This window comes from Streptomyces sp. NPDC002868, from assembly GCF_055563295.1.
Genome location: NZ_JBVHDR010000001.1, coordinates 491,566 through 513,767, shown reverse-complemented (window position 1 = coordinate 513,767; position 22,202 = coordinate 491,566). Strand labels below are relative to the sequence as shown.

The window sequence follows — 22,202 nt, the reverse complement described above, 5'->3', positions numbered from 1 at the left end:
GTTTCGGCTGCCGGTCCGGTCCTGTGTGTATGGACTCCACTACGCAGACCTCCTCCCCCGACCTGCACCCCGCCGCCCGCGCCGTGGCGCGGCTGCTCGACGCCATCGGCGACGAACGGCTCGCGGACCCGACGCCCTGCCCGGAGTACGCCGTACAGGAGCTGCTGGGCCACCTCGTCGGGCTGTCCACCGCGTTCCGGGACGCCGCGCGGAAGGACTTCGGGCCGAGTACCAGTACCGACCCGGGGTCGGTGCTGCCGGTCCTCGACGACGACTGGCGTGCTGTGCTTCCGCAGCGGCTGAACGAGCTGGCGGATGCCTGGCAGAAGCCCGGGGCGTGGGACGGCGACACCCAGGCGGGCGGCATCACCTTCCCGGCCGCGATCGCCGGACGGGTCGCCCTGAACGAACTCGTGATCCACGGCTGGGATCTGGCCCGGGCGACGGGGCAGGAGTACGCCCCTGGTGACGCGAGCCTGCGGGTGTCGTACGAACTGCTGAAGCCGGCCGGTGACGACCCGAGCCGGGACGGGATGTTCGGCCCGGTGGTGAAGGTGGCAGAGGACGCGCCGCTGATTGACCGGGTGGTGGGCTTGAGCGGGCGCCGGCCCGACTGGCAGCGGGGGGACTGAACCCACTGAGACCAATGAGGCCCCGGCCTCCGCCCCTGCAGCCGCCCAGCCGGACCGGGCGTGAGCGGACCGCTCATCAAAATCCGGATGTGCCGGGGGCAGCGCCGATGCGATGCTCCCGGCATGGCACGTCGTGTGAAATCCAGCCTCTACATCTCCGTCGACATCGAGGCCGACGGCCCGATCCCCGGCCCCTACTCGATGATCAGCTTCGGCGCGGCGGTGGCCGGTCGCCAGAATGCGGACGGCTATGCGCCGGCCGACCCCGAGGCGTACACCTTCTACCGTGAACTGCAGCCCATCAGCGAGGACTTCGTGCCCGAGGCGCTGGCCGTCAGCGGACTCGACCGGGACAGGCTGACCGCGGAGGGCAGTGAACCGGCTGCCGCGATGGCGGAATTCAGCACCTGGGTGCGCGAGGTGAGCGCGGGCGCCCAGCCGGTGATGTGCGGCTACCCGGCCTCGTACGACTGGACCTTCCTTTACTGGTATCTGATCCGGTTCACCGGGGCGAGCCCCTTCGGGCACTCCGGATGCCTGGATATGAAGACGTTGTACGCGACGAAGGCGCGGCTCCCGCTCCGCGCGGTCGCCAAGGGCACGATGCCGCGGGAGCTGCTCTCCAGGCGGCGGCACACCCACCACGCCCTGGACGACGCGATCGAGCAGGCGGAGCTGTTCAGCAACCTCATGGCGTTGGACCCCACGCCGTCGGCGTAGCGGCAGCCGGAGCACCGGGCGCAGCGGCGGCTCGAAGCCGAGCGCGGTGGTAGGCATCCCACCGTGGGGACCGTCACAGGCAGTTATGTTGTGCACAACTTAATAGCGGGCTACTTTTCTCCTAGGACACAGCCACGCAGGACGCGGCAGAGGAGAACCCCGCCATGGATTTCGTCAGGTACGAGACATACACCCCCGTCGAGCGGCCCACCTACCAGCAGGAGCTGGACGAGGTCGTCGGTAATGTCGGCCGGCGCACCCGGGATTCCGTCGAGCGGCAGGGGGTCGGGCGCTCGGTCAGGACGGCGCACGGCAAGACGTACGGACTGGTCAAGGCCACGGTTACGGTCGGTGAGGTGCCGGAGCCCTACGACCAGGGGATCTTCGCCGGGCCCGGCACCTACGACGCGGTCGTCCGGTACTCCAACGGACTCGGCCATCTGCGGGCCGACTCGCTGCTCGGCGCGGCCTGCGGCATGGGGATCAAGATGTTCGGGGTGCCCGGCGACTCCCTGCTCACCGACGAGGCCACGGAGACGACCTTCGACCTCAACCTGATCAACAACCGGGTCTTCTTCGCCAACACGGCCTACGACTACATGGTCATCGAGGAGCTGTTCAGCGAGCTGCCCGACGCGCTGGTGAACCCGGCGCGGCGGAAGTCCTGGATGGGTGAATTCCTCACCAGGCGGGGGACCTTGAAGACCTCGGACGAGTGGCTGTGGGACGAGCTTTTCGCGATGCTGTCCTTCACTCAGGTCCCGCGGCAGAACCTCTTCTCGTACACGTACAACAGCATGGGCGCCTTCCGGTACGGCGACCACATCGCGAAGGTGCGCACAGTGCCCACCTCCCCCGTCACGCATCTGGCCGTCAACGTGCGGGCGGACGGCGAGGCGTTCCGCAACACGCTGGTGGCGGAGGCCGCCGAGCGGGACCACGTCTTCGAGCTGCAGGTGCAGCTCAATGCCGATCTGGCACGGATGCCGGTGGACAACACCTCGGTGGAGTGGCCGGAGCCGCTGTCTCCGTGGGTGACGGTTGCGACGATAGCCATCCCGCGGCAGGACATCGGCGGCGAGGAGAACCTGGCCGCCGCCGACGGCACGTCGATCACGCCCTGGCGCACCCGTGAGGAGCACCGGCCGATCGGCGAGATCCAGCGGGTCCGCGAGGAGGTGTACCGCCGCTCGTCCATCGAGCGGCACCGTCTCAACGGGCAGCCGCGCGTCGAGCCGGCGAGCAGCGCGGAACTCCTGGGCTGAGACACGCGTCGCAGGAGCGGGCCCGAACTCCGGTATGGAGAAGGGGTGTACGTCTCCCTGGCACTCTGATAGGAAAGCTTCCTAACAGAACACCGGAACGTCGAACTCCCCCTGGAGGCCAGGTGCCCACCCCCCATGCACGCACCACACGACCGCTGCAGTTCCTTCCCCGTGTCCTGCTCGGCGTGACCCTGCTCGCGGTACCGGCCACCGCCGTCGCAGCCACATCCTCCGAGTCCACCGGCCGGGCCCCGGCCGCCGCGGCACCCGCCCCGGCACCTGCCCCGGCCGCCATCGGCCTTGACGACCCGGCGAAGAAGGAGATCGCCATGAAGCTCGTGTCCAGCGCGGAGAACTCCTCGCTGGACTGGAAGGCGCAGTACAAGTACATCGAGGACATCGGCGACGGCCGCGGCTACACCGCCGGCATCATCGGTTTCTGTTCCGGCACCGGCGACATGCTGGATCTGGTCGAGCTCTACACCCAGCGCAAGCCCGGCAACGTACTCGCCAAGTACCTGCCCGCGCTGCGAAACGTCGACGGCAGCGACTCGCACGCGGGCCTTGACCCGAACTTCACCAAGGACTGGAAGAAGGCGGCCCAGGACGCGGAGTTCAAGAAGGCGCAGAACGACGAGCGCGACCGGGTCTACTTCAACCCGGCGGTCAAGCGCGGCAAGAGCGACGGCATAGGTGTCCTCGGCCAGTTCATCTACTACGACGCCATCGTGATGCACGGCGACGGCGGCGACTCGACCAGCTTCAGCAACATCCGCAAGAAGGCCCTCGCCAAGGCGAAGACGCCGGCGCAGGGCGGCGACGAGAAGACGTATCTCAATGCCTTCCTCGACGCCCGGGTCTGGGCGATGAAGCAGGAAGAGGCGCACGAGGACACCAGCCGGGTCGACACCGCCCAGCGGGTCTTCGTCAAGAAGAAAAACTTCAACCTCAACACGCCGCTGGACTGGAAGGTCTACGGCGAGAGCTTCCACATCGACTGAGCAGGCCGACACAGCGCACAGCCCACGGCCCGGAGGGCCGGGTGTTCCCGCAGCCGCGGACACCCGGCCCTCCACCGCTGTTCAGATGCTGCGCATGCCGCAGGAGGCGGCGCCGATGCGCCCGGATCAGTGGACCGCGATCGTCTCCGAGCCGGTCGCGGTGACCACAGAAGGCTCCGAACTCCGCTTCTTTCCCAGGTGGTTGAAGGCCAGGTTGAGGACGATCGCCACGATGCAGCCGGTGGAGATGCCCGAGTCGAGGACGACGAGCGCGTCCTTCGGGAAGGCGTGGTAGAACTCCGGCGCGGCGATCGGGATCAGCCCGATGCCGACGGCGGCCGCGACGATCAGCGCGTTCTCGCCCTTCTCCAGGGCGGCGGTGGCCAGCGTCTGGATGCCGCTGGCGGCGACCGAACCGAAGAGCACGATGCCCGCGCCGCCGAGGACCGGCAGCGGTACGAGTGCGATCACCGAGGCGGCGACCGGACACAGCCCCAGCAGGATCAGGATGCCGCCGCCCGCGGCGACGACGAACCGGCTGCGCACCTTCGTCATCGCGACCAGGCCGATGTTCTGGGCGAAGGCGCTGCACATGAAGCCGTTGAAGAGCGGACTGATCGCGCTGCCGAGGGTGTCGGCGCGCAGACCGCCCTCGATGATCCGCCGGTCCGCGGGCCGGTCCACGATCCTGCCGAGCGCCAGCATGTCGGCGGTGGACTCGGTCATGCAGACCAGCATCACGATGCACATCGAGACGATCGCGGCGATCTCGAACTGCGGGGCGCCGAAGTGGAAGGGCGTCGGGAAGCCGACCACGTCGGCGTTCTTCATGGCGTCGAAGCTGGTCATCCCCATCGGGACGGCGATGACGGTGCCGACGACGAGACCGAGCAGGATCGCGATCTGCTGGAGGAAGCCGCGCAGCAGTTTGCGCAGGGCGAGCACGATCACAAGGGTGAGGGCCGCCATGCCGATGTTCTTCATCGAACCGTAGTCGGCGGCGGCGGAGTTGCCGCCCTGCGACCAGTTGAAGGCGACCGGCAGCAGCGAGAGGCCGATCAGCGTGATGACGGTGCCGGTGACGACGGGCGGGAAGAAGCGGACGAGTTTCGAGAAATACGGCGTGAGGACAAAGCCCAGCACGCTGGCGACGATGATCGCGCCGAAGATGACGGTGATGCCGTCGGCTCCGCGGTCCTTGCCGATGGCGATCATCGGGGTCACACCGGCGAAGGAGACTCCGTTGACGAATGGGAGGCGGGCGCCGACCTTCCAGAAGCCGAGGGTCTGCAGCAGGGTGGCTATGCCGGCCGTGAAGAGGCTCGCCCCCATCAGGAAGGCGGTCTCCTTAACGCTCAGGCCCACAGCGGGACCCACGATCATGGGCGGGGCCACCACGCCCGCGTACATCGCGGCCACATGCTGAAGACCGCTGGTGAACATCTTGACGGGCGGAAGCGTCTCGTCGACCGGGTGCTTCCGGTCGGGTGCGGCGCCTGCATCATTGTGAAACCTGGGCTGTGCGGCCACTGCGGTTCCTCCGGTCGGTTACACGTCGGCGGTGACGCGGGTGTCAAAGAGGTGGTGCGAACGCGAAGTGTGCAGGCCTTCTGGGGTGGTGAAGACACGAGTCACCGTCCCGGGGAGTGCGCACCGATGTGCGGTGCGCACCCCGCCGGGCACGGCTGCCATGGACCCCGCTCGGGTCCACGGCCGCCGGTCGAGGGCCGTCCCCCTCGACCGGACTTCCTTCGGGTCAGGCCTGCGCGGCGATGCGCGCGAGGCGCTGTGCCTCGTCCCGCGCGGAGCGGGCGATGGCGTCCTCGTCCACCGTGGTGAGGTGGCCCGCCTCGACGACGGTCTTGCCGTTGACGAGGGAGAGCGTGACGGGCGCGGCCGCGCCGAAGACGAGCGCGATCACCGGGTCGGCGATGGAGGAGTGGGCGAGCGTGTCCATCTTCCAGAGCACCAGGTCGGCGAGCTTGCCGGCCTCGATGGAGCCGATCTGGCCGGCGCGGCCGAGGACTTGGGCGCCGCCGTACGTACCGAGGCGCAGCGCCTGCCGTGCGTTCAGGGCGGCTTCGCGGTGCGCCCCGAGCCGGTTGATGAGGAGCGCGTTGCGCAGCTCGGTGTGCAGCTCGCCCGACTCGTTGGAGGCGGTGCCGTCGACGCCGAGGCCGACCGGGACGCCCGCCTTCAGCATGTCGGGGACCCGGGCGATACCGGCGGCGAGGCGGGCGTTGGACGACGGGCAGTGCGCGACGCCCGTGCCCGTACGGGCGAAGGCGGCGATGTCCGAGTCGTTCATGTGGACGCAGTGGGCCATCCACACGTCCTGGCCGAGCCAGCCGGTCGACTCGAAGTAGTCGGTCGGACCCATCCCGAAGAGCTCCTTGCAGAACTCCTCCTCCTCGACGGTCTCCGAGCCGTGGGTGTGCAGCCGGACGCCCTTGCGGCGGGCCAGCTCGGCGCCCTGGCGCAGCAGTTCGGTGGAGACGGAGAAGGGCGAGCAGGGCGCGACGGCGATCTGGGTCATCGCGTCGAAGGAGGCGTCGTGGTGCTTGTCGATGGTCGCCTCGGTGGCGGCCAGCGCGCCTTCGAGGGACTCGACGGCGAAGTCCGGCGGCAGGCCGCCGTCCGACTTGCCGCGGTCCATGGAGCCGCGGGCGAGGGTGAAGCGGACCCCCATCTCGCTCGCCGCGCCGATGATCGCGCCGGACAGGTCGCCGGAGCCCTGCGGGTAGACGTAGTGGTGATCCATCGCGGTGGTGACACCGCCGCGGGCCATCATCGCGAGGGAGCCCCGTGCCGCCGCGCGCGCCATCGGCTCGTCGATGCGCGCCCACGTCGGGTAGAGCGCGACCAGCCAGTTGAAGAGGTTGTGGTCGGTGGCCAGACCCCGGGTGATCCACTGGTAGAAGTGGTGGTGGGTGTTGACCAGGCCGGGCGTGACGAGGTGCCCGGTGCCGTCGATGCGGCGGGCCACGTTCTCCAGGTCTGCGGGAGCCTTGCCCCCTCCCACCGATTCGATCCGGTTGTCCGCGACGACGACGTAGCCGGAGGCGTACTCGGTGTCGTTCGCGTCCACGGTCGCGATGGCACAGTTTTCGATGACGATGCGCGAAGCCGCCATGGCGGGTCCTCGTTCTTCCCATTGGTGGAACGGACCCGGGGGTCGAGCGGGGTGACGACCGGGTCCGCGGTGCTGTTGTTGCGCAGATGCCCCCGCTCTCCCCCTGGGACCTGACGCCGGCGCACGCGTCGGGGATACAGCAGGACTACTACAGGTTGGTCATGTCGCCCGGGATCTGCGGTTCGACGCCGTCCCGCAGGATGGTGGCCTCGATCAGGCCGTAGGGGCGGTCCGCCGCGAAGTACACCTCGTTGTCGTTCTTGAGGCCGAACGGCTCGAGGTCGACCAGGAAGTGATGCTTGTTCGGCAGCGAGAAGCGGATCTCGTCGATCTCGCTGCGGCTGTTGATGATGCGCGAACCCATTTGGTACAGGGTCTGCTGGAGCGAGAGGGAGTACGTCTCGGCGAAGGCCTGGAGCATGTGCTTCTTGGCCTGCTCGTAGGACTTCTCCCAGTTCGGCATCCGCTCCTCGTCGGACGACCAGCTGTAGCGCCACTTGGCGGACACCTCGGTCGCGAGGATGCGGTCGTACGCCTCTTGGAGCGTCGTGTACTTGTCCTTGACGTAGCCCCAGAACTCGGAGTTCGTCGAGTTCATCACGGTGAGGTCCTTGAGACCGGAGATGACCTGCCACTTCTCACCGTCGAAGGTGATCTGGGTGACGCGGGTCTCCTGGCCCTTGCGTACGAAGGAGTGCTTGACCTCGTCCGCTCCGATGAACTTGGAGTTGTTGTCCGAAGTCTCGATGCGCTCCCAGGCGTACTCCTCGATGCGGATGCGCGCCTGGTGGATCGGCTCCTGGCTGGTCACGAAGTGACGGGCCAGGTGGATGCCGAACTGCTCGGCGGACTCGATGCCGTACTCCTTGGCGAACGCGTACACCGTGTTCTTGGTGGTGTCGGTCGGCAGGACGTTGGCGTTGGAGCCGGAGTAGTGGACGTCGTCCATGTCGCCGGAGAGGGCGACCGAGACGTTCAGGTCCTTGATGTGGTGGGTGTCGCCGTCCCGCGTGATCTTGACGACGCGGTTCTCTGCTTTGCCGTACTGGTTCTGGCCGAGAATCGTGGGCATGTCTGCTAGCTCCCTCGGTAAACGGAGTAGCCGAACGGGTTGAGCAGCAGCGGTACGTGGTAGTGCTCGCCCGGCCTGACGGCGAAAGTGATCGCCACCTCCGGGAAGAACGCACCGCTGTCCCTTACGCGGGGGGCGTCCTGCTGCGCCTCGGCTTGCTTGGTGGGCTGGTTGGCGAAGTACGCCTCGGTCTCGAAGTCGAGACGTACGTGGGTCGTTGTCTCCGGCAGCGCCGGCAGGTCCTTGCAGCGCCCGTCCGCGTCGGTCTTCGATCCGCCGAGCGCCACCCACTCCGCGTCGAGGCCGCTGCGGGCCGCGAGGGAGATGGCGACGCCCTCGGCGGGGCGTCCGACGCTGGTGTCCAGGATGTGCGTGGACACCGACGCGGTGGTCTCGGTGCTCAAGACGTCACTCTCCTTCTGCTACGAGGCGGGTCAGCCGGATGCGGTTGATCTTGCCCAGCTCGGTGCGGACGATTTCCCGCTCCTGCTCGGGCGAGTTACTTATCCGCTCCCGGACCGCGTCACGCATCTGCTCACCGGTGCGGCCGGTGGCACAGATAAGAAAGACATGTCCGAACCTCTCCTGGTAGGCGAGGTTCAGTTCGAGCATTTCGGCCTTGAGCTCCTCAGCGGCCCCGGCCATCCCGCTCTGTTCGCGGGACGAGGTGGGGTCCCCGGGCTTCGGCCGGCCGATCGGCGGGTGCCCCGCCATCGCCTCGGCCAGGTCCTCGCCACTCAGCTCGGCCATGGCGGCGTCGCTTGCGTCGAAGAGGGCCTCCACGGTGGCGTACGGGCGTTGGGCGAGCAGCTTGCTCCCCCACGCCGAACTGGCGCACACCTCGTGCAGGGCGGCCAGGGCCGCGCTGTCCTGTGAGGTGTTGAACCGGGCGAGACCCGGCAGCGGACTCGAAGTCACGGGAGCCTCCGTGGCTGTTTTTCGCTGTGCATAGAAGGACTGCGGACAGCTAACGCCCTCGGGCAACATAACGTCAACACTTTGTTGAAAACTCGGCAACGCGGAGGCCGCCGTCCGGACATCCGGACGGCGGCTCACGACTGCGGCCTCTCAGCCGTTCTTCGCGGCGTTTTCCCTGTTCAGGTAGTTGTAGACGGTGAAGCGGCTGACGCCTAGGGCGCCCGCCACCGTCTCCACGCCGTGCCGTACGGAGAAGGCGCCGCGCGCCTCCAGTGTCCGTACGACCAGCTGCTTCGTCTTCCGGTCCAGCTCGGACAGCGGCATGCCGTGCCGGCGCTCCATGGCGGCCAGGATGTGGTCGAGCGAGTCCGACAGCTGCGGCAGCCGCACGGCGAGCACATCCTCGCCCTCCCAGGCGAGCACCACATCATCGGGACTCGCCTGCTCGGGGCTCAATATCTCGGCGCCCATCGCGTCGACGAGCGGCTTCACGGCGCTGAAGAGGGGGTGATCTCCCGGCTGGGTCACTTCTCCCCCTCCCCGATCACATTGATCTGCAACGAGACACGAGTGGCGCCGGCCTCCAGAGCCCGGCGCAGCAGCGCGTCGACCGCGCTCAGCACCTCGTCGGCGCCGCCCTCGGCCGTATTGCCGAACGGGCCGACGTCCACGGCGTCCAGTTCGGCCGCCTGGATGACCTCGCGGGCGACCACCGCATGGGCCGGCGCTTCATCGAGGTCGAAGGGTTCGGTGGTGAACTCCACCCGCAATCGCTCCATGCGCCCACGTTAGCGGTGCCCTCCCACGCCGTCGGCGCCGTCCCGAACCAGGAAGGCCCCGTCCCGACCGGGAAAAGGCGCAGCTGTCCGCGACGGACCCGCTATGTCCCCGCGTAGAGCAGGTGACGGAAGCCGCGCCGGCCCTCATCTCCGGCTCGGCGGCACTGGGAGGGGTCTGCATGATGACTGGGCGCAAGATGGCCGGGCGCAAGCGCAGGGGTGTCAGGGCAACAGCGGTCGCGACGGCGGCCATGGCGGCGCTGACCGCCTCACGGGGGCCGGGGCCGGCGGCACACGCCGCGGCCCCGGCTCAGCGTCCGACGCCCCCGCCGGGGCAGAGCGTGACCGGCGACACCCCGTACCGCACCGAGCTTCCGCCGCTGCGGGCCCGCAAGACCGGACGGGACACGGACGACTCCGCCGCACCGGTCGGCGGCGCACTGCCGGCCACGGTCCTGGCCGCATACCGGCAGGCCGAGTCGGACCTCGCGCGCAGCGCGCCCGGCTGCCGTCTGCGCTGGCAGCTGCTGGCCGCGATCGGTCAGGTGGAGTCCGGGCAGGCGCGCGGCGGCCGGGTGACCGCGGACGGCACGACCGTCGCACCGATCCTCGGCCCGCGGCTGGACGGCAACGGGTTCGCCCTCATCAGGGACACCGACGGCGGGGTGCACGACGGGGACACGGCGTACGACCGCGCCGTCGGTCCGATGCAGTTCATCCCCTCCACGTGGGCCACCTGGGGCTCCGACGGCAACGGCGACGGGCGCAGCGATCCGGGCAACGTCTACGACGCGGCCCTCGCGGCCGGCCGCTACCTGTGCGCGGGCGGGCGGGATCTCTCCGACCCGCACGACCTGGACCTCGCGATCCTCGGCTACAACCACTCCGCCGAGTATCTGCGCACGGTCAAGGCATGGTTCGGGTACTTCCTCGAAGGGCACCGGATGGTGCCGGACCTCGGCGGATCCGCCACCCGCCCGGCCCCGGAGCCGTCCCGTCCGGCGCGGCCGCGGCCGTCGGCCTCCACGGCTCCCGCACGCCCGGCCGCCCCGCATGACGCCTCCCCCGGGCCGTCCTCGCCCACGCCCTCACCCTCACCGTCGAAGACCGCGCCGGGCGGTGGCCCCAAGCCCGCGGAGCCCGTGATTCCCGTCCCCACAAGCGGTGTCGAGCTGCCCGGCGACGGTGTCCTGCCCGGCGCAGGTTCGCTGGCCGGCAACGGACAGGTTGGCTGACCAGCAACGGTAAGGACTCGATGAGCGCCACCCCCTCCCCAACTCCGGATACCCGGCGGTAATGTCGCCATCCGCCGGACAGCACCGAACCGGCGGTGAGCGCAAAGGGGCCCTCATGGCGACGGACATGCCTGCGTACTCGGGCGGGCCGGCGGACACGGCTGCCCACGAGCGGTGGCAGCGCGCGTGGAGCCACCGCGAGCAGCTGCTCAAGGTGGCCCGCCGCCGCTCCATGAGCATGGAGGACGCCGAGGACGCGGTACACGAGGCCATGCTGCGCGCTGCCGAGAACCCGCATCTGGACGACGAGCGGCTCGGCGCGTGGCTGACGACAGTGACCATGCGGCTGTGCGTCGACCGTTACCGGCAGGTCAACCGCGAGGCAGAGGTGCGCGGCAGCGCGACTCTCGTACCGACGGGCCCGGTGCCCGTCGACGAGGCGGTCTGTGACCGGGCCGAGGCCAAGTGGCTCGCCGTGCGCACCGACGAACTGCCCGCCCGGCAGGCGCAGGCGATCCGGCTGAAGTCCGAGGACCTCGACGTCGGCCAGGTCGCCCACGAGATGGGGCTGAGCTACCGGACGGTCGAGTCGCTGCTGGCGCGAGCCCGGCGGACGCTGCGCAATACGCTGGCCGGCACGCTGGCGCTGGCCCTGTGGCTGTGCGGTCGAAACCGGCCCCGGACGGGCGTGAACGCGCAGGCGGTGGCAGTGGCCTCGACGGCGGCGACGCTGGTCGTCGCCGGGTTCATCCTGCCGTACGCCCACGACTGGGACGGGCCTGGTGCCGGGCCCGCCCCGTCGAAGGCCTCGGACGTACGGACACCGGACCACAGCCGAGCGGAGCCGTCGGCCGCCGGCACCCCCGCAGAGACGGCGTCGGGGACCGCCACGAGCGGGACGGACGCGCCCGGAGTCCGACTGCCCGCGCTGCCGTCCCTGCCGGAGGTCACCTTGCCACCGCTGCCGCCGCTCTCCACCCCGGACGTCCCTGAAGTGCCGAACGTCCCCGACATACCTGACGTCCCCGAAGTGCCGAACGTGCTCGAAGCGCCGGACGTGCCCCTAATGACGGTCGCGCCCGAGGTGACCGTGCCCTCCGTGCCGGAGGTGCCCGTGACCACGCCGTCGGCCTCGGTGCCCCTGGCCACGCCGTCCGCCCCGGTGTCCCTGCCACGCCCGTAGCTGCCCGCAGCCACCTGGCACGCCGAAGTTCACCCCTGATTTCGCGCCCGTAAAAAATTTCGTGCTTCGGCGCGACGGACGGGCCGCCCTTCCCCGTAGAGCAGATGTCGGAGCTGCTCCACTGCTGAAGGGTGAACCGGATGGGTGTCGAGATCTGTGTGGAAGGGCTGACCAAGTCCTTCGGCCACCAGGTCATCTGGCAGGACGTTTCGCTGACGCTGCCCGCCGGCGAGGTTTCGGTCATGCTCGGTCCTTCGGGCACGGGCAAGTCCGTGTTCCTCAAGACGCTGGTCGGCCTGCTGAAGCCGGAGGCGGGCTCGATCCGGATCGCGGGCACGGACATCACCAAGCTGCGTGAACACGACCTGTACGAGGTGCGGAAGCAGTTCGGCGTGCTGTTCCAGGACGGCGCGCTGTTCGGGTCGATGAACCTCTACGACAACATCGCCTTCCCGCTGCGTGAACACACCCGCAAGACGGAGAGCGCGATCCGGCAGATCGTGCTCGAGAAGATGGACATGGTCGGACTGATCGGCGCCGAGGAGAAGCTGCCCGGCGAGATATCCGGCGGCATGCGCAAACGGGCCGGGCTGGCGCGGGCCCTGGTGCTCGATCCGGAGATCATCCTCTTCGACGAGCCGGACTCGGGTCTCGACCCGGTTCGCGTGGCGTATCTCAATCAGCTGATCGTCGATCTCAACGCGCAGATCGACGCGACCTTCCTGATCGTCACGCACGACATCGCATCGGCCCGGCAGGTCCCGGACAACATCGGACTGCTCTTCCGTCGCGAGCTGGTGATGTTCGGCCCCCGGGAACAGCTGCTGACCAGCGACCAGCCGGTTGTACGGCAGTTCCTGAACGGCCGGATGCAGGGGCCGATCGGCATGGCGGAGGAGAAGGACGCCGCCCAGGTCGAGCAGGAGCTCGCGCGGCTCGGCGACGGGGACCTGCGCGCTCCCAAGGGCGCCGACGAGATGACGCCTCGCCTGCTGCCGAGCCCCGGGATCACCCGGCCGCCCCGCTGGGAGGCGATCGCCCGGCGTGAGGCGGCGCTGCACAAGGTGGAGGTGGCGGACGCATGAGCCTTTCCCCCACAGGCGCGCTGCGACATTCCGGCAGCCTGTTCGCGATGGCCCTGGACGTCGTACGGACCTTCCCCAGGCGTCCGTTCCAAGTGCGGGAGTTCATCCAGCAGGCCTGGTTCATCGCGAGCGTCACCATCCTGCCAACCGCTCTGGTCTCCATCCCCTTCGGGGCGGTCATCGCCCTGCAGATCGGCAGTCTGACCCGCCAGCTCGGCGCCCAGTCTTTCTCGGGCGCGGCCTCGGTGCTGGCGGTGCTGCGGGAGGCCTCGCCGATCGTCACCGCGCTGCTGATCGCGGGAGCGGGCGGCACCGCGATCTGCGCGGACCTCGGGGCGCGCAAGATCCGCGAGGAGATCGACGCGATGCAAGTGCTGGGCATCGACCCGATCCACCGCCTGGTCGTGCCTCGGGTGCTGGCCTCGATGGTGGTGGCCGTGCTGCTCAACGGCCTTGTGTCGGTGGTCGGAGTGGCCGGTGGCTACTTCTTCAACGTGATCCTGCAAAACGGTACGCCCGGCGCGTATCTCGCCTCCTTCACCACCCTCGCCCAACTGTCCGACCTATGGGCGGCCGAGCTGAAAGCCCTGGTGTTCGGCGCCATCGCGGCGATCGTCGCCTCGTACAAGGGACTGACCGCGAAGGGCGGGTCGAAGGGCGTGGGCGACGCCGTGAACCAGTCGGTGGTGATCACTTTCATGCTGCTTTTCGTGACGAACTTCGTGATGACCGCGGTGTACTTCCAGGTCGTTCCGCAGAGGGGTTGACCGATGCCGCTGATGAATCGTCTGCTGCTGGACCGGCTCGAGGAGCTGGGCGGCCAACTGTCCTTCTACGGACGCTCGCTGGCCTGGACCGGCCGCACCCTGCGCCGCTACAAGAAGGAGACCCTGCGTCTGCTCGCCGAGGTGAGCTTCGGTCGCGGGGCGCTGGCAGTCGTCGGCGGAACGGTCGGCGTCATCGCCTTCCTGTCCTTCTTCACCGGCACCGAGGTCGGCCTGCAGGGCTACGCCGCGCTCAACCAGCTGGGCACCTCCAACTTCGTGGCGTTCCTGTCCGCGTACTTCAACACTCGTGAGATCGCCCCGCTGGTGGCCGGTCTCGCCCTGTCGGCGACGGTCGGGGCCGGGTTCACCGCCCAGCTCGGGGCCATGCGGATCAGCGAGGAGACCGACGCGCTGGAGGTGATGGGCGTCCCCTCGCTGCCGTTCCTGGTGACCACGCGCATGATCGCCGGCTTTGTCGCCGTCATCCCGCTGTATGTGATCGGGCTGCTGTCCTCGTACTTCGCAGCACGCACCATCACGACCGGCTACTACGGGCAGTCCGCGGGCACCTACGACCACTACTTCCAGCAGTATCTACCGCCGGTCGACGTCCTCTGGTCCTTCGGCAAGGTGATCGTCTTCGCCGTCGTGATCATTCTCGTCCACTGCTACTACGGCTACTACGCGAGCGGCGGCCCGGCCGGCGTCGGCGTCGCGGTCGGCCGTGCCGTGCGGACCTCCATCGTCGCCATCAACATCCTGGACTTCTTCCTCAGCCTGGCGATCTGGGGCGCCAACACGACCGTACGGATAGCGGGGTAGAAGATCCATGCGCATTCCCATTCCCGTCCCGACACGCGGCGCACGACTGCGGCTGTACGGCATCGTCTTCATCACGGTCATCGCGCTGCTGCTGTCGCTGTCGGTCGCCGTCTACCAGCAGATGTTCGTCTCCGTCGTACGGATCACGCTGGAGGCCGACACCCTGGGCAACCAGCTGGACCCGCGGGCCGACGTCAAGCTGCGCGGGCTGCTGGTCGGCGAGGTACGCGAGGTCCGGGCCGACGGCGAGAAGGCGACGCTCGACATCGCTCTCAAGCCGGAGCACGTCTCCCGCATCCCGGCCGATGTGCACGCCCTGCTGCTGCCCAAGACGCTGTTCGGCGAGAAGTACGTCGATCTGGTCGCCCCGCGCGGCTCCGCCGGGCGGCACATCCGCGCCGGGGACGTCATCACCCAGGACCGCACCGAGGCCGGCATCGAGCTCCAGCATCTGATGAACGACCTGCTGCCGCTGCTGCGGACCGTGCGGCCCGCCGAACTCAACGCCACGCTGTCGGCGTTCGCCACCGCGCTCGACGGGCGCGGCGACCGGATCGGCGCCAACCTCACCCGTTTCGAGCGCTATCTGAGCCGGCTCAACCCGCACATGCCGTCCATCAAGGAAAACATCTCGCGGTTCGCGGATGTGGCCGCGGTGTACGGGGACGCGGCGCCCGATCTGCTGAGGATCCTGCGGAACACCGTCACCACCAGCCGCACCGTCGTCGAGCAGCGGGACCAGCTGGCCTCCGCGCTCACCGCGACCGCCGACGCCGCAGACACCACGGACGGGTTCTTCACCGAGAACGAAGGACGGCTGATCACCCTCGGCCGCGTCTCGCGCCCCACGCTGAACCTGTTCGCCCGCTACGCGCCGGTCTACCCCTGCCTCCTGGACGGCCTGGTGAAGCAGGACGCGGCGGCCGAAGAGACCTTCAGGGGCGGAGAGATGCGCATCACCCTCGAATTCGTCCGCCCTCGGCCCGCGTACAAACCCGGTGAGGAACCGCGCTATGCAGAACGTTCAGGACCCGACTGCAGGGGGCTGCCCAACCCCCGGGTGCCCGCACCGGACACAAAGCTCAATGACGGTACGTCGGCGCACGGCTCGGGAGGCGGTACCCATAGTGCTGTGTCCGCCACCGAGGCCGAGCAGCGTGCGGTCGGCTCACTCGTGGCGCCCGTCTTGGGAGTTCCGGCCGACCGGGTGCCGGCCGTCGCGACGCTGCTCTTCGGCCCGATGGCCCGCGGAACGGCGGTGAGCGTCGCATGACGAAGTCAGGAGCCATCCAGACCACGGCCCCGCTGATCAAGTTCATTCTCTTCGCCGTGGTGACGGTGCTGGTGACGGCGATGCTCGCGGCCACCATCGTCAACCTCTCCTTCACCCCGCAGGAGACGTACCGCGCGGTGTTCAGCGACGTCACCAGCCTGGAGGAGGGCGACGACATCAGGGTCGCCGGAGTGCGGGTCGGTGAGGTCGAGGACATCAGGATCAAGGGCGGCAGCATCAAGGACCGCACGCTGGCGGAAGTCACCTTCACGGTCGACCAGAACCGTCCGCTGTTCTCCAGCACCGGCGCCGTCATCCGCTACCGGAATCTGGTCGGACAGCGGTACATCGCGCTGACGGAGGGCGCCGGTAACGGCACGCCGCTGCCGCCCGGCGCCCGGATCCCGCTGACCAGGACCCAGCCGGCGCTCGATCTCAACGCGCTGCTGAACGGATTCAAGCCGCTCTTCGCCGCACTGAGCCCCGACGACATGAACCAGCTCGCCACCGAGATCATCAAGACCCTGCAGGGAGAGGGCGGGACGGTGAAGAGCCTGCTCGCCCACACCGCCTCCCTGACCACCACACTCGCCGACCGCGACAAGCTCGTCGGCTCCGTGATCGACAACCTCAACGAGGTGCTGAAGACGCTGGACAAGCGCGGCGCCCGCTTCTCCGGACTGCTCAAGCAGTTGCAGCGGCTGATCTCCGGGCTGTCCGCCGACCGCAAGCCCATCGGCGAGTCGCTGACCAGCATCGGCCAGCTGACCGAGGCAACTTCGGGCCTGATCGAGGACGCCCGCCCGCCGCTGAAGGACGACATCGCCGAGCTGACCGACCTCACCGGAACGCTGAACAAGAACGAGAAGACCGTGGAGGGCGTGCTGAAACGGCTGCCGAACAAGCTGAACAAGTTGACGGGGACGGCGTCGTACGGCTCCTGGTTCAACTTCTACCTCTGTGACTTCGACGGCCGGATCGTGCTGCCGAAGACCAGGCAGGTGCTCACCCCTGAGCTCCATGTCGCGAGGGCGAGGTGCGGCCAGTGATCCCCTTCCGTGAGCGCAACCCCGTGGTGATCGGGGCGGTCGGCATCTCCACGCTCGCGCTGCTGGCCGTCGCGGCGTTCAACGCCGACAGCCTCCCGCTGATCGGCAACGGCGAGACGTACAGCGCGGCGTTCTCAGAAGCGGGCGGCCTCAAACCCGGCGACGAGGTGCGCATCGCCGGGGTCAAGGTCGGCAAGGTCGACGAGGTCGATCTGGACGGCGACCATGTGAAGGTGACCTTCAAGGTCAAGGGGGACCCGGAGTTCGGCACGAGGACCGGCGCGGCCATCCGGATCAAGACGATCCTGGGCTCCAAGTACCTCGCGCTGCAGCCGAAGGGGGCAGGGCAGCTACCGCCGGGCAGCGAGATCCCGCTGAACCGTACGGTTCCGGCGTACGACGTCGTGACGGCGTTCAGTGATCTGACCACCACGACGGAGAAGGTCGACATGGACCAGCTGGCGAAGGCCATGGACACCATCTCCGCCACCTTCAAGGACTCGCCGGCCGACGTGCAGGCATCCATCAAGGGACTTTCGAGGATCTCCCGTACGGTGGCGTCCCGCGACGAGGCCCTGCGTGAACTTCTCAAGCACGCCAACGGGGTCACGGGTGTTCTCTCCGAACGTTCCGGCGACTTCTCCCGGGTGGTCAAGGACGGCGACAAGCTGTTCCGGGAGATCACCAGGCGGCGTGCGGCGATCCATACGCTGCTCAAGAGTTCGGCCGCGATGGGCATCCAGCTCTCCGGCCTCGTCGAGGACAACCGCAAGGAGATCGGCCCGGCGCTCAAGGGCCTGAACACGGTGGTCACCATGCTCGAACGCAATCAGGCCTCCCTCGACCGCAGTGTCAAGCTGCTCGCCCCCTATGTACGGGTGTTCACCAACACTCTCGGCAACGGCCGCTGGTTCGACAGCTACATCCAGAACATGGTCGCCGCTCCGGTGGTTCCGCGGACGGGAGGCTCGCAATGATGGGGAAGTTCCCGATGAAACGACGACTGGCTCTGGTCACCGCGCTGGTGCTCGTCGCCACCGGGGCGATCGTGTTCTGGCCGCGCTCGTCGCCGGTCAAGGTCACGGCGTACTTCCCGCGCACGGTGGGCATCTACCCCGGCTCGGACGTACGCGTCCTCGGTGTCCGGATCGGCGAGGTCAAGAAGATCACGCCGAGCGGCAACCGGGTGCGGGTGGAGCTGGAGTACGAGGCCGGGCGCAAGGTCCCCGCCGACGCCAAGGCCGCGATCATCAACTCCTCGGTGGTCAGCGACCGTTACGTACAGCTGCTGCCGGTGTACCGGAGCGGGCCGGCGCTGAAGGACGGTGCCGTCATCCCCGAGGACCGGACGGCCGTCCCGGTCGAGCTGGACCGCGTCTTCGACAGCCTCCACACGACGGCCGAGGCGCTCGGTCCGCGCGGGGCCAACACGGACGGTTCGCTGTCCCGGCTCCTCGGGGTGAGCGCGGACAACCTCCAGGGCCAGGGGAAGCAGATGCACCAGACGGTGGAGGATCTGTCGCTGGCGGTCGGCACGCTGTCCGACGGCCGGAAGGACCTGTTCGGCACCGTACGGAATCTGCAGGTGTTCACGGCTGTTCTGGCGGCCGACGACGACAGTGTCCGTTCCTTCAACGACAGCCTCGCCAAGGTGGCCGACCAGCTGGCCGGGGAGCGCAAGGACCTGGCGGCGGCGCTGCGGCATCTGGGAGTGGCGCTGCGCGATGTGACGGAGTTCGTCAAGGCGAACAAGAAGTCGCTGACGGCCGATGTGAAGGGCCTGAGCAAGGTCACCAAGGTGCTGGTCACCCAGCGGGCGGCGCTGGCCGAGCTGTTGGAGGTCGCCCCCACCGGGCTGTCCAACCTGCAGAACGCCTACAACCCGTCCTCCGGCACCCTCGACACCCGTAATAACCCGGACCACCCCCAGGACCCGGCCGCGCTGCTGTGCTCGGTCCTGAAGACGACCGGCGACTCCGGTGGGAAGAACCCCGACTGCCGGGATCTGGAGAAGCTGTTCGACTCCCTTCCGAAGCTGTCGCCGAACGTGCCGACCGCGGGCACGGGACCGGTGGACAAGACCCTCGGCGGAATCCTGGAGGCCCGTGCATGAGCGCGCTGCGCAAGGGGAGGGCAGCCGCCTGGGCGGCCGTCGGCTCGCTGTTGATTTCCGGCTGCGACATCAACGGGTGGTACGACGTCGACCTGCCCGGCGGCGCCGCCTCGGACGGCAATGCCTTCAAGGTCACCGTGGAGTTCAGGGACGTCCTCGACCTGGTTCCGCAGTCGTCCGTGAAGGTCAACAACGTCACCGTGGGCGCCGTCGAGAAGGTGGAGCTGACCGGCTGGCACGCCCGGGTGCGGCTGCGGGTGGCCGATTCGGTGAAACTGCCCGCCAACGCGGTGGCCGAGCTGCGCCAGACCAGCATGCTCGGTGAGAAGTACGTGGCGCTGTCCGCCCCGCCGGGTACCGCACCCGTCGGCAAGCTCACCGACGGCGCCCGGATCCCGCTGTCCCGCAGCGGCCGCAACCCGGAGATCGAAGAGGTGCTGGCCGCGTTGTCGGCTCTGCTCAACGGCGGCGGAGTGGCGCAGCTCAAGACCATCACCGTGGAGCTGAACGAGGCCCTGGCGGGCCGGGAGAACCGGGTCAAGTCCCTGCTCACCGAGCTGGACACCTTCCTCGGCGGTCTCGACAGCCAGCGCGCGGAGATCATCCGCGCGCTGAACGGCATCGACCGGCTGTCCAAGCGACTCGCCAAGGAGAAGACGACGGTCGCCCAGGCCGTCGACACCATGCCGCCCGCACTGAAGGTGCTGGCCGACCAGCGCAAGAACCTGACACGGATGCTCACGTCCTTGTCGAAGCTGGGCACGACGGGCACCCGGGTGATCAAGGCCTCGCGGGACGATGTGGTCGCGAATCTGACGAGCCTGCGGCCGATCCTGGAGCAGTTGAACAAGGCGGGCAACGATCTACCCAACGCCCTGGAGCTCATGACGACGTATCCGTTCCCGCGCAGTGCGACGAATGCCATCAAGGGCGACTACGTCAATCTCAAGATCACCGCCGATCTGGATCTCGCGAGCATTTACGGCAACCTCGGCGACGGGAACGGGAAGCCCAAACCCCCGGCGAAGCCTGGAGTTCCGGAAGTGCCGGGCGCCCCGGAGATCCCCGAGGTGCCAGGAGTTCCCGGCCTGCCCCGACCCTCCACACCGACGTCCGGGCCAGGTGTTCCGGGCACTCCGAACGACCCGCCGGCCCCCGGCGATCCGCTGTGCCCACCGGTGTGCACCAGCGGCTACGCCTCGTACGGCGAACCCACCGAAAACACCGAAAACGCCGACGGCTACCCGCCCGGAGTCGATTTCGCTCTCGCGGAGCTCATGCTGAAGGGGATGCAGCCGTGATCACACGCAGCGTCAAGGCGCAGTTGGTCGCCTTCGCCGTCGTCACCGCCGTCGGCGTGTCCTACGTCGGCGCCCAGTACACGGGGCTGTCCGAAGCGGTCCTCGACCGCGGGTACACCGTGCGGGCCGACTTCGCCGCGTCCGGCGGCATCTTCAAGGGTGCCGAGGTCACCTATCGCGGAGTGCCGGTGGGCCGGGTCGGCGAGCTGCGGCTGACCGGCTCGGAGGGGGTGTCGGTGGCGCTGGACATCGAGGATGGACAGCGGATACCGGCGGACACCCTGGCCGTGGTGGCGCACCGTTCAGCTGTCGGCGAGCAGTACGTCGATCTGCAGCCACGCGTTTCCAGCGGCCCCTATCTGAAGGACGGCAGCATGATCGCCCGCGGTGACACGCGGGTGCCTCTGCCGTCCACGGACCTGGTCATGAGTGTGGACCGCCTGGTGAAATCCGTCGGCAAGGAGGATCTGCGGATCACGGTCGACGAGCTGGGCAAGGCCTTCGCTGGCACCGGCCCGCACCTGAGCCGGCTGGTGGACTCGGGCAACCGGCTGATCGAGTCGGCGTCCGACTCGCTCCCGCAGACCATCACGCTGATCGAGGACTCGCGCGTGGCCCTCAAGACGCAGTCCGACAAGGGCTCGGCCATCAAGTCGTTCTCCCGCGACCTGGCGGACCTCACCGCCGAGTTGAAGTCCAGTGACGGTGACATCCGCAGGCTGACCGGCGCGGGCGCGCCCGCGGCGAACGAGCTGAACTCGCTGCTGAAGGCCAACCGGACGCATCTTCCGGTGCTGTTGGGCAATCTCATCAGCGGCGGCCAGATCACGGTGGCGCGGCTGCCGGGCGTCGAGCAGTCGCTCGTCACCTTTCCCGTGGTGGTCGCGGGCAGCTTCACCGTGATCCCGGGCGACGGCACCACCCACTTCGGCATGGTCGTCAATGCCGACGAGCCGCCGGCGTGCCGGCAGGGCTACGGGACGCAGCGCCGCGACCCCGCGGACACGAGCGAGCGTCCGGCGAACACCGCCGCACGCTGCACGGCCCCGCGCGGCGGCAAGACCTCGGTCCGCGGCGCCCAGAACGCGCCCGGAGCCTCGGGTTCCGGCGGGGCCGGCCCGGCCGCGTTCATCACCCCCTACGACCCGGAGACCGGCGCCGCAGCCGGCCCGGACGGATCGTTCGTCGAGATCGGCTCGACGGGCGGAGAACAGAATGTGTTCGGAAAGGACTCGTGGCAATGGCTGCTCGTCGGACCGATGGCATGACCGGCGGTCGCGTCGCGCACGCGACACGGCGGCTGCGCGAACTGGGTATCAGACTGGTCGAGGCCGCACGGCGCGGGAGGGCACTGCCCGCGACGCTCGCCGTGGCGACGGCCGTGACGACGGTGCTGAGCGTGTGGCTGGCTGTCCAGGTGTACGAGCAGCGCGCGCAGGAGCAGCGGCATCAGGCCATTCTGGCCGCGGCACGCCAGTCGGCGCTGAACTTCACCTCGCTCGACTACCGGCACTACGCACGGGACAGCGAGACCGTGCTGAAGGGCTCCGCAGGCGACTTCAAGGAACAGTTCGCGGCGCAGACCGCGGAGCTCACGAAGCTGGTGGCCGCGAACAAGTCGGTCTCCGAGGGCCAGGTGCTCGAAGCGGGCATCACCCGGGCCGACGAGAAAACCGCCCGGGTCCTGGTGGTCGCCGACAGCAAGGTGACCAACACCGCCGCCCCGCAGGGGCAGGCCCGCACCTACCGGCTGCAGCTCGACCTTGTGCTCGAGAACGGTCGCTGGCTGACGTCCAACGTCGAGTTCGTCGGCTGACCGCGTCGCCCGGACACACCCCGTACCACCAGTGAGGA

General features: G+C 68.7%; 23 protein-coding genes. 16 read left to right on the top strand and 7 right to left on the bottom strand.

The features are described from left to right. The first annotated feature begins 29 nt into the window (after window positions 1-29). From ACZ3H8_RS02385 to ACZ3H8_RS02370, 4 genes are all read left to right on the top strand, one after another. Window positions 30-632 (top strand): TIGR03086 family metal-binding protein, encoded by a 603-nt coding sequence (locus tag ACZ3H8_RS02385; RefSeq protein ID WP_467396443.1) that lies wholly within the window; start codon window positions 30-32, stop codon window positions 630-632. A 123-nt stretch (window positions 633-755) separates the two neighbouring features. Next, window positions 756-1,352: a 3'-5' exonuclease gene (locus ACZ3H8_RS02380; RefSeq protein ID WP_467396441.1), complete on the top strand. Its 597-nt coding sequence runs from the start codon at window positions 756-758 to the stop codon at window positions 1,350-1,352. Between the two features lie 164 nt (window positions 1,353-1,516). Further along, on the top strand, window positions 1,517-2,617 hold the full coding sequence (locus ACZ3H8_RS02375) for a catalase family protein (RefSeq protein WP_467396439.1): 1,101 nt from the start codon (window positions 1,517-1,519) through the stop codon (window positions 2,615-2,617). A gap of 122 nt (window positions 2,618-2,739) precedes the next feature. After that, window positions 2,740-3,618, top strand: coding sequence for a chitosanase (locus ACZ3H8_RS02370; RefSeq protein ID WP_467396437.1), 879 nt, complete (start codon window positions 2,740-2,742; stop codon window positions 3,616-3,618). Between the two features lie 126 nt (window positions 3,619-3,744). Here ACZ3H8_RS02370 and ACZ3H8_RS02365 read toward each other — a convergent pair whose 3' ends face one another. The 7 genes from ACZ3H8_RS02365 to ACZ3H8_RS02335 form a co-directional block, all read right to left on the bottom strand. Then, window positions 3,745-5,148 (bottom strand): nucleobase:cation symporter-2 family protein, encoded by a 1,404-nt coding sequence (locus ACZ3H8_RS02365; RefSeq protein WP_467396435.1) that lies wholly within the window; start codon window positions 5,146-5,148, stop codon window positions 3,745-3,747. Window positions 5,149-5,374: 226 nt separating this feature from the next. Continuing rightward, window positions 5,375-6,751, bottom strand: coding sequence for an 8-oxoguanine deaminase (locus tag ACZ3H8_RS02360; RefSeq protein WP_467396433.1), 1,377 nt, complete (start codon window positions 6,749-6,751; stop codon window positions 5,375-5,377). A gap of 148 nt (window positions 6,752-6,899) precedes the next feature. Next, window positions 6,900-7,823 carry a factor-independent urate hydroxylase gene (gene pucL, locus ACZ3H8_RS02355; protein ID WP_467396431.1) on the bottom strand — a complete coding sequence of 308 codons (924 nt, stop codon included), beginning with the start codon at window positions 7,821-7,823 and terminating at the stop codon, window positions 6,900-6,902. Window positions 7,824-7,828: 5 nt separating this feature from the next. Further along, a complete protein-coding gene (uraH, locus tag ACZ3H8_RS02350; RefSeq protein ID WP_356226427.1) occupies window positions 7,829-8,227 on the bottom strand; it encodes a hydroxyisourate hydrolase in 399 nt (132 codons plus the stop codon). A 4-nt stretch (window positions 8,228-8,231) separates the two neighbouring features. Continuing rightward, window positions 8,232-8,741 carry a 2-oxo-4-hydroxy-4-carboxy-5-ureidoimidazoline decarboxylase gene (gene uraD, locus ACZ3H8_RS02345; RefSeq protein ID WP_467396428.1) on the bottom strand — a complete coding sequence of 170 codons (510 nt, stop codon included), beginning with the start codon at window positions 8,739-8,741 and terminating at the stop codon, window positions 8,232-8,234. Window positions 8,742-8,891: 150 nt separating this feature from the next. Then, a complete protein-coding gene (locus ACZ3H8_RS02340; RefSeq protein ID WP_307660371.1) occupies window positions 8,892-9,269 on the bottom strand; it encodes a helix-turn-helix domain-containing protein in 378 nt (125 codons plus the stop codon). After that, a complete protein-coding gene (locus tag ACZ3H8_RS02335) occupies window positions 9,266-9,520 on the bottom strand; it encodes a thiamine-binding protein (protein WP_467396425.1) in 255 nt (84 codons plus the stop codon). Before ACZ3H8_RS02335 ends, ACZ3H8_RS02340 begins: the two co-directional genes overlap by 4 nt. 179 nt (window positions 9,521-9,699) lie before the next feature. Between ACZ3H8_RS02335 and ACZ3H8_RS02330 the strand changes: the two genes are divergently transcribed. From ACZ3H8_RS02330 to ACZ3H8_RS02275, 12 genes are all read left to right on the top strand, one after another. After that, on the top strand, window positions 9,700-10,755 hold the full coding sequence (locus ACZ3H8_RS02330; protein WP_467396423.1) for a lytic transglycosylase domain-containing protein: 1,056 nt from the start codon (window positions 9,700-9,702) through the stop codon (window positions 10,753-10,755). Between the two features lie 115 nt (window positions 10,756-10,870). Continuing rightward, window positions 10,871-11,938, top strand: a complete 1,068-nt coding sequence (locus tag ACZ3H8_RS02325) for an RNA polymerase sigma factor (RefSeq protein ID WP_467396421.1) — start codon at window positions 10,871-10,873, stop codon at window positions 11,936-11,938. A 140-nt stretch (window positions 11,939-12,078) separates the two neighbouring features. Then, window positions 12,079-13,023 (top strand): ABC transporter ATP-binding protein, encoded by a 945-nt coding sequence (locus ACZ3H8_RS02320; protein WP_467396419.1) that lies wholly within the window; start codon window positions 12,079-12,081, stop codon window positions 13,021-13,023. Beyond that, complete coding sequence (locus tag ACZ3H8_RS02315; protein WP_307660376.1) at window positions 13,020-13,790, top strand: MlaE family ABC transporter permease; 771 nt, start codon at window positions 13,020-13,022, stop codon at window positions 13,788-13,790. The genes ACZ3H8_RS02320 and ACZ3H8_RS02315 overlap by 4 nt, the downstream gene beginning before the upstream one ends. A gap of 3 nt (window positions 13,791-13,793) precedes the next feature. Further along, window positions 13,794-14,612 (top strand): MlaE family ABC transporter permease, encoded by an 819-nt coding sequence (locus ACZ3H8_RS02310; RefSeq protein WP_389194723.1) that lies wholly within the window; start codon window positions 13,794-13,796, stop codon window positions 14,610-14,612. Between the two features lie 7 nt (window positions 14,613-14,619). Next, window positions 14,620-15,885: an MCE family protein gene (locus ACZ3H8_RS02305; RefSeq protein ID WP_467396414.1), complete on the top strand. Its 1,266-nt coding sequence runs from the start codon at window positions 14,620-14,622 to the stop codon at window positions 15,883-15,885. After that, window positions 15,882-16,934, top strand: coding sequence for an MCE family protein (locus tag ACZ3H8_RS02300; protein ID WP_467396412.1), 1,053 nt, complete (start codon window positions 15,882-15,884; stop codon window positions 16,932-16,934). The genes ACZ3H8_RS02305 and ACZ3H8_RS02300 overlap by 4 nt, the downstream gene beginning before the upstream one ends. Next, window positions 16,931-17,911 (top strand): MCE family protein, encoded by a 981-nt coding sequence (locus ACZ3H8_RS02295; RefSeq protein WP_467396410.1) that lies wholly within the window; start codon window positions 16,931-16,933, stop codon window positions 17,909-17,911. Before ACZ3H8_RS02300 ends, ACZ3H8_RS02295 begins: the two co-directional genes overlap by 4 nt. Window positions 17,912-17,925: 14 nt before the next feature. Then, the gene (locus tag ACZ3H8_RS02290) at window positions 17,926-19,047 is read left to right on the top strand and encodes an MCE family protein (RefSeq protein ID WP_467396408.1); all 1,122 of its coding nucleotides are present in this window, start codon (window positions 17,926-17,928) and stop codon (window positions 19,045-19,047) included. After that, window positions 19,044-20,348, top strand: a complete 1,305-nt coding sequence (locus ACZ3H8_RS02285; RefSeq protein ID WP_467396406.1) for an MCE family protein — start codon at window positions 19,044-19,046, stop codon at window positions 20,346-20,348. The genes ACZ3H8_RS02290 and ACZ3H8_RS02285 overlap by 4 nt, the downstream gene beginning before the upstream one ends. Continuing rightward, entirely contained in the window at window positions 20,345-21,616 is a 1,272-nt protein-coding gene (locus tag ACZ3H8_RS02280; protein ID WP_467396404.1) for an MCE family protein, read from the top strand. The genes ACZ3H8_RS02285 and ACZ3H8_RS02280 overlap by 4 nt, the downstream gene beginning before the upstream one ends. Beyond that, entirely contained in the window at window positions 21,589-22,164 is a 576-nt protein-coding gene (locus tag ACZ3H8_RS02275; RefSeq protein WP_398981639.1) for a hypothetical protein, read from the top strand. Before ACZ3H8_RS02280 ends, ACZ3H8_RS02275 begins: the two co-directional genes overlap by 28 nt. The last annotated feature ends 38 nt before the right edge of the window (window positions 22,165-22,202 follow it).

Bases quoted from the DNA above. Each gene is read 5' to 3' on its own strand.
- ACZ3H8_RS02380 (WP_467396441.1), top strand. From the start codon at position 756: ATGGCACGTCGTGTGAAATCCAGCCTCTACATCTCCGTCGACATCGAG.
- ACZ3H8_RS02310 (WP_389194723.1), top strand. From the start codon at position 13,794: ATGCCGCTGATGAATCGTCTGCTGCTGGACCGGCTCGAGGAGCTGGGC.
- pucL (WP_467396431.1), bottom strand. From the start codon at position 7,823: ATGCCCACGATTCTCGGCCAGAACCAGTACGGCAAAGCAGAGAACCGC.
- ACZ3H8_RS02305 (WP_467396414.1), top strand. From the start codon at position 14,620: ATGCGCATTCCCATTCCCGTCCCGACACGCGGCGCACGACTGCGGCTG.
- ACZ3H8_RS02275 (WP_398981639.1), top strand. From the start codon at position 21,589: ATGGCTGCTCGTCGGACCGATGGCATGACCGGCGGTCGCGTCGCGCAC.
- ACZ3H8_RS02385 (WP_467396443.1), top strand. From the start codon at position 30: ATGGACTCCACTACGCAGACCTCCTCCCCCGACCTGCACCCCGCCGCC.
- ACZ3H8_RS02300 (WP_467396412.1), top strand. From the start codon at position 15,882: ATGACGAAGTCAGGAGCCATCCAGACCACGGCCCCGCTGATCAAGTTC.
- ACZ3H8_RS02335 (WP_467396425.1), bottom strand. From the start codon at position 9,520: ATGGAGCGATTGCGGGTGGAGTTCACCACCGAACCCTTCGACCTCGAT.
- ACZ3H8_RS02360 (WP_467396433.1), bottom strand. From the start codon at position 6,751: ATGGCGGCTTCGCGCATCGTCATCGAAAACTGTGCCATCGCGACCGTG.
- ACZ3H8_RS02320 (WP_467396419.1), top strand. From the start codon at position 12,079: ATGGGTGTCGAGATCTGTGTGGAAGGGCTGACCAAGTCCTTCGGCCAC.
- ACZ3H8_RS02375 (WP_467396439.1), top strand. From the start codon at position 1,517: ATGGATTTCGTCAGGTACGAGACATACACCCCCGTCGAGCGGCCCACC.
- ACZ3H8_RS02325 (WP_467396421.1), top strand. From the start codon at position 10,871: ATGGCGACGGACATGCCTGCGTACTCGGGCGGGCCGGCGGACACGGCT.
- ACZ3H8_RS02285 (WP_467396406.1), top strand. From the start codon at position 19,044: ATGAGCGCGCTGCGCAAGGGGAGGGCAGCCGCCTGGGCGGCCGTCGGC.
- ACZ3H8_RS02330 (WP_467396423.1), top strand. From the start codon at position 9,700: ATGATGACTGGGCGCAAGATGGCCGGGCGCAAGCGCAGGGGTGTCAGG.
- ACZ3H8_RS02315 (WP_307660376.1), top strand. From the start codon at position 13,020: ATGAGCCTTTCCCCCACAGGCGCGCTGCGACATTCCGGCAGCCTGTTC.
- ACZ3H8_RS02290 (WP_467396408.1), top strand. From the start codon at position 17,926: ATGAAACGACGACTGGCTCTGGTCACCGCGCTGGTGCTCGTCGCCACC.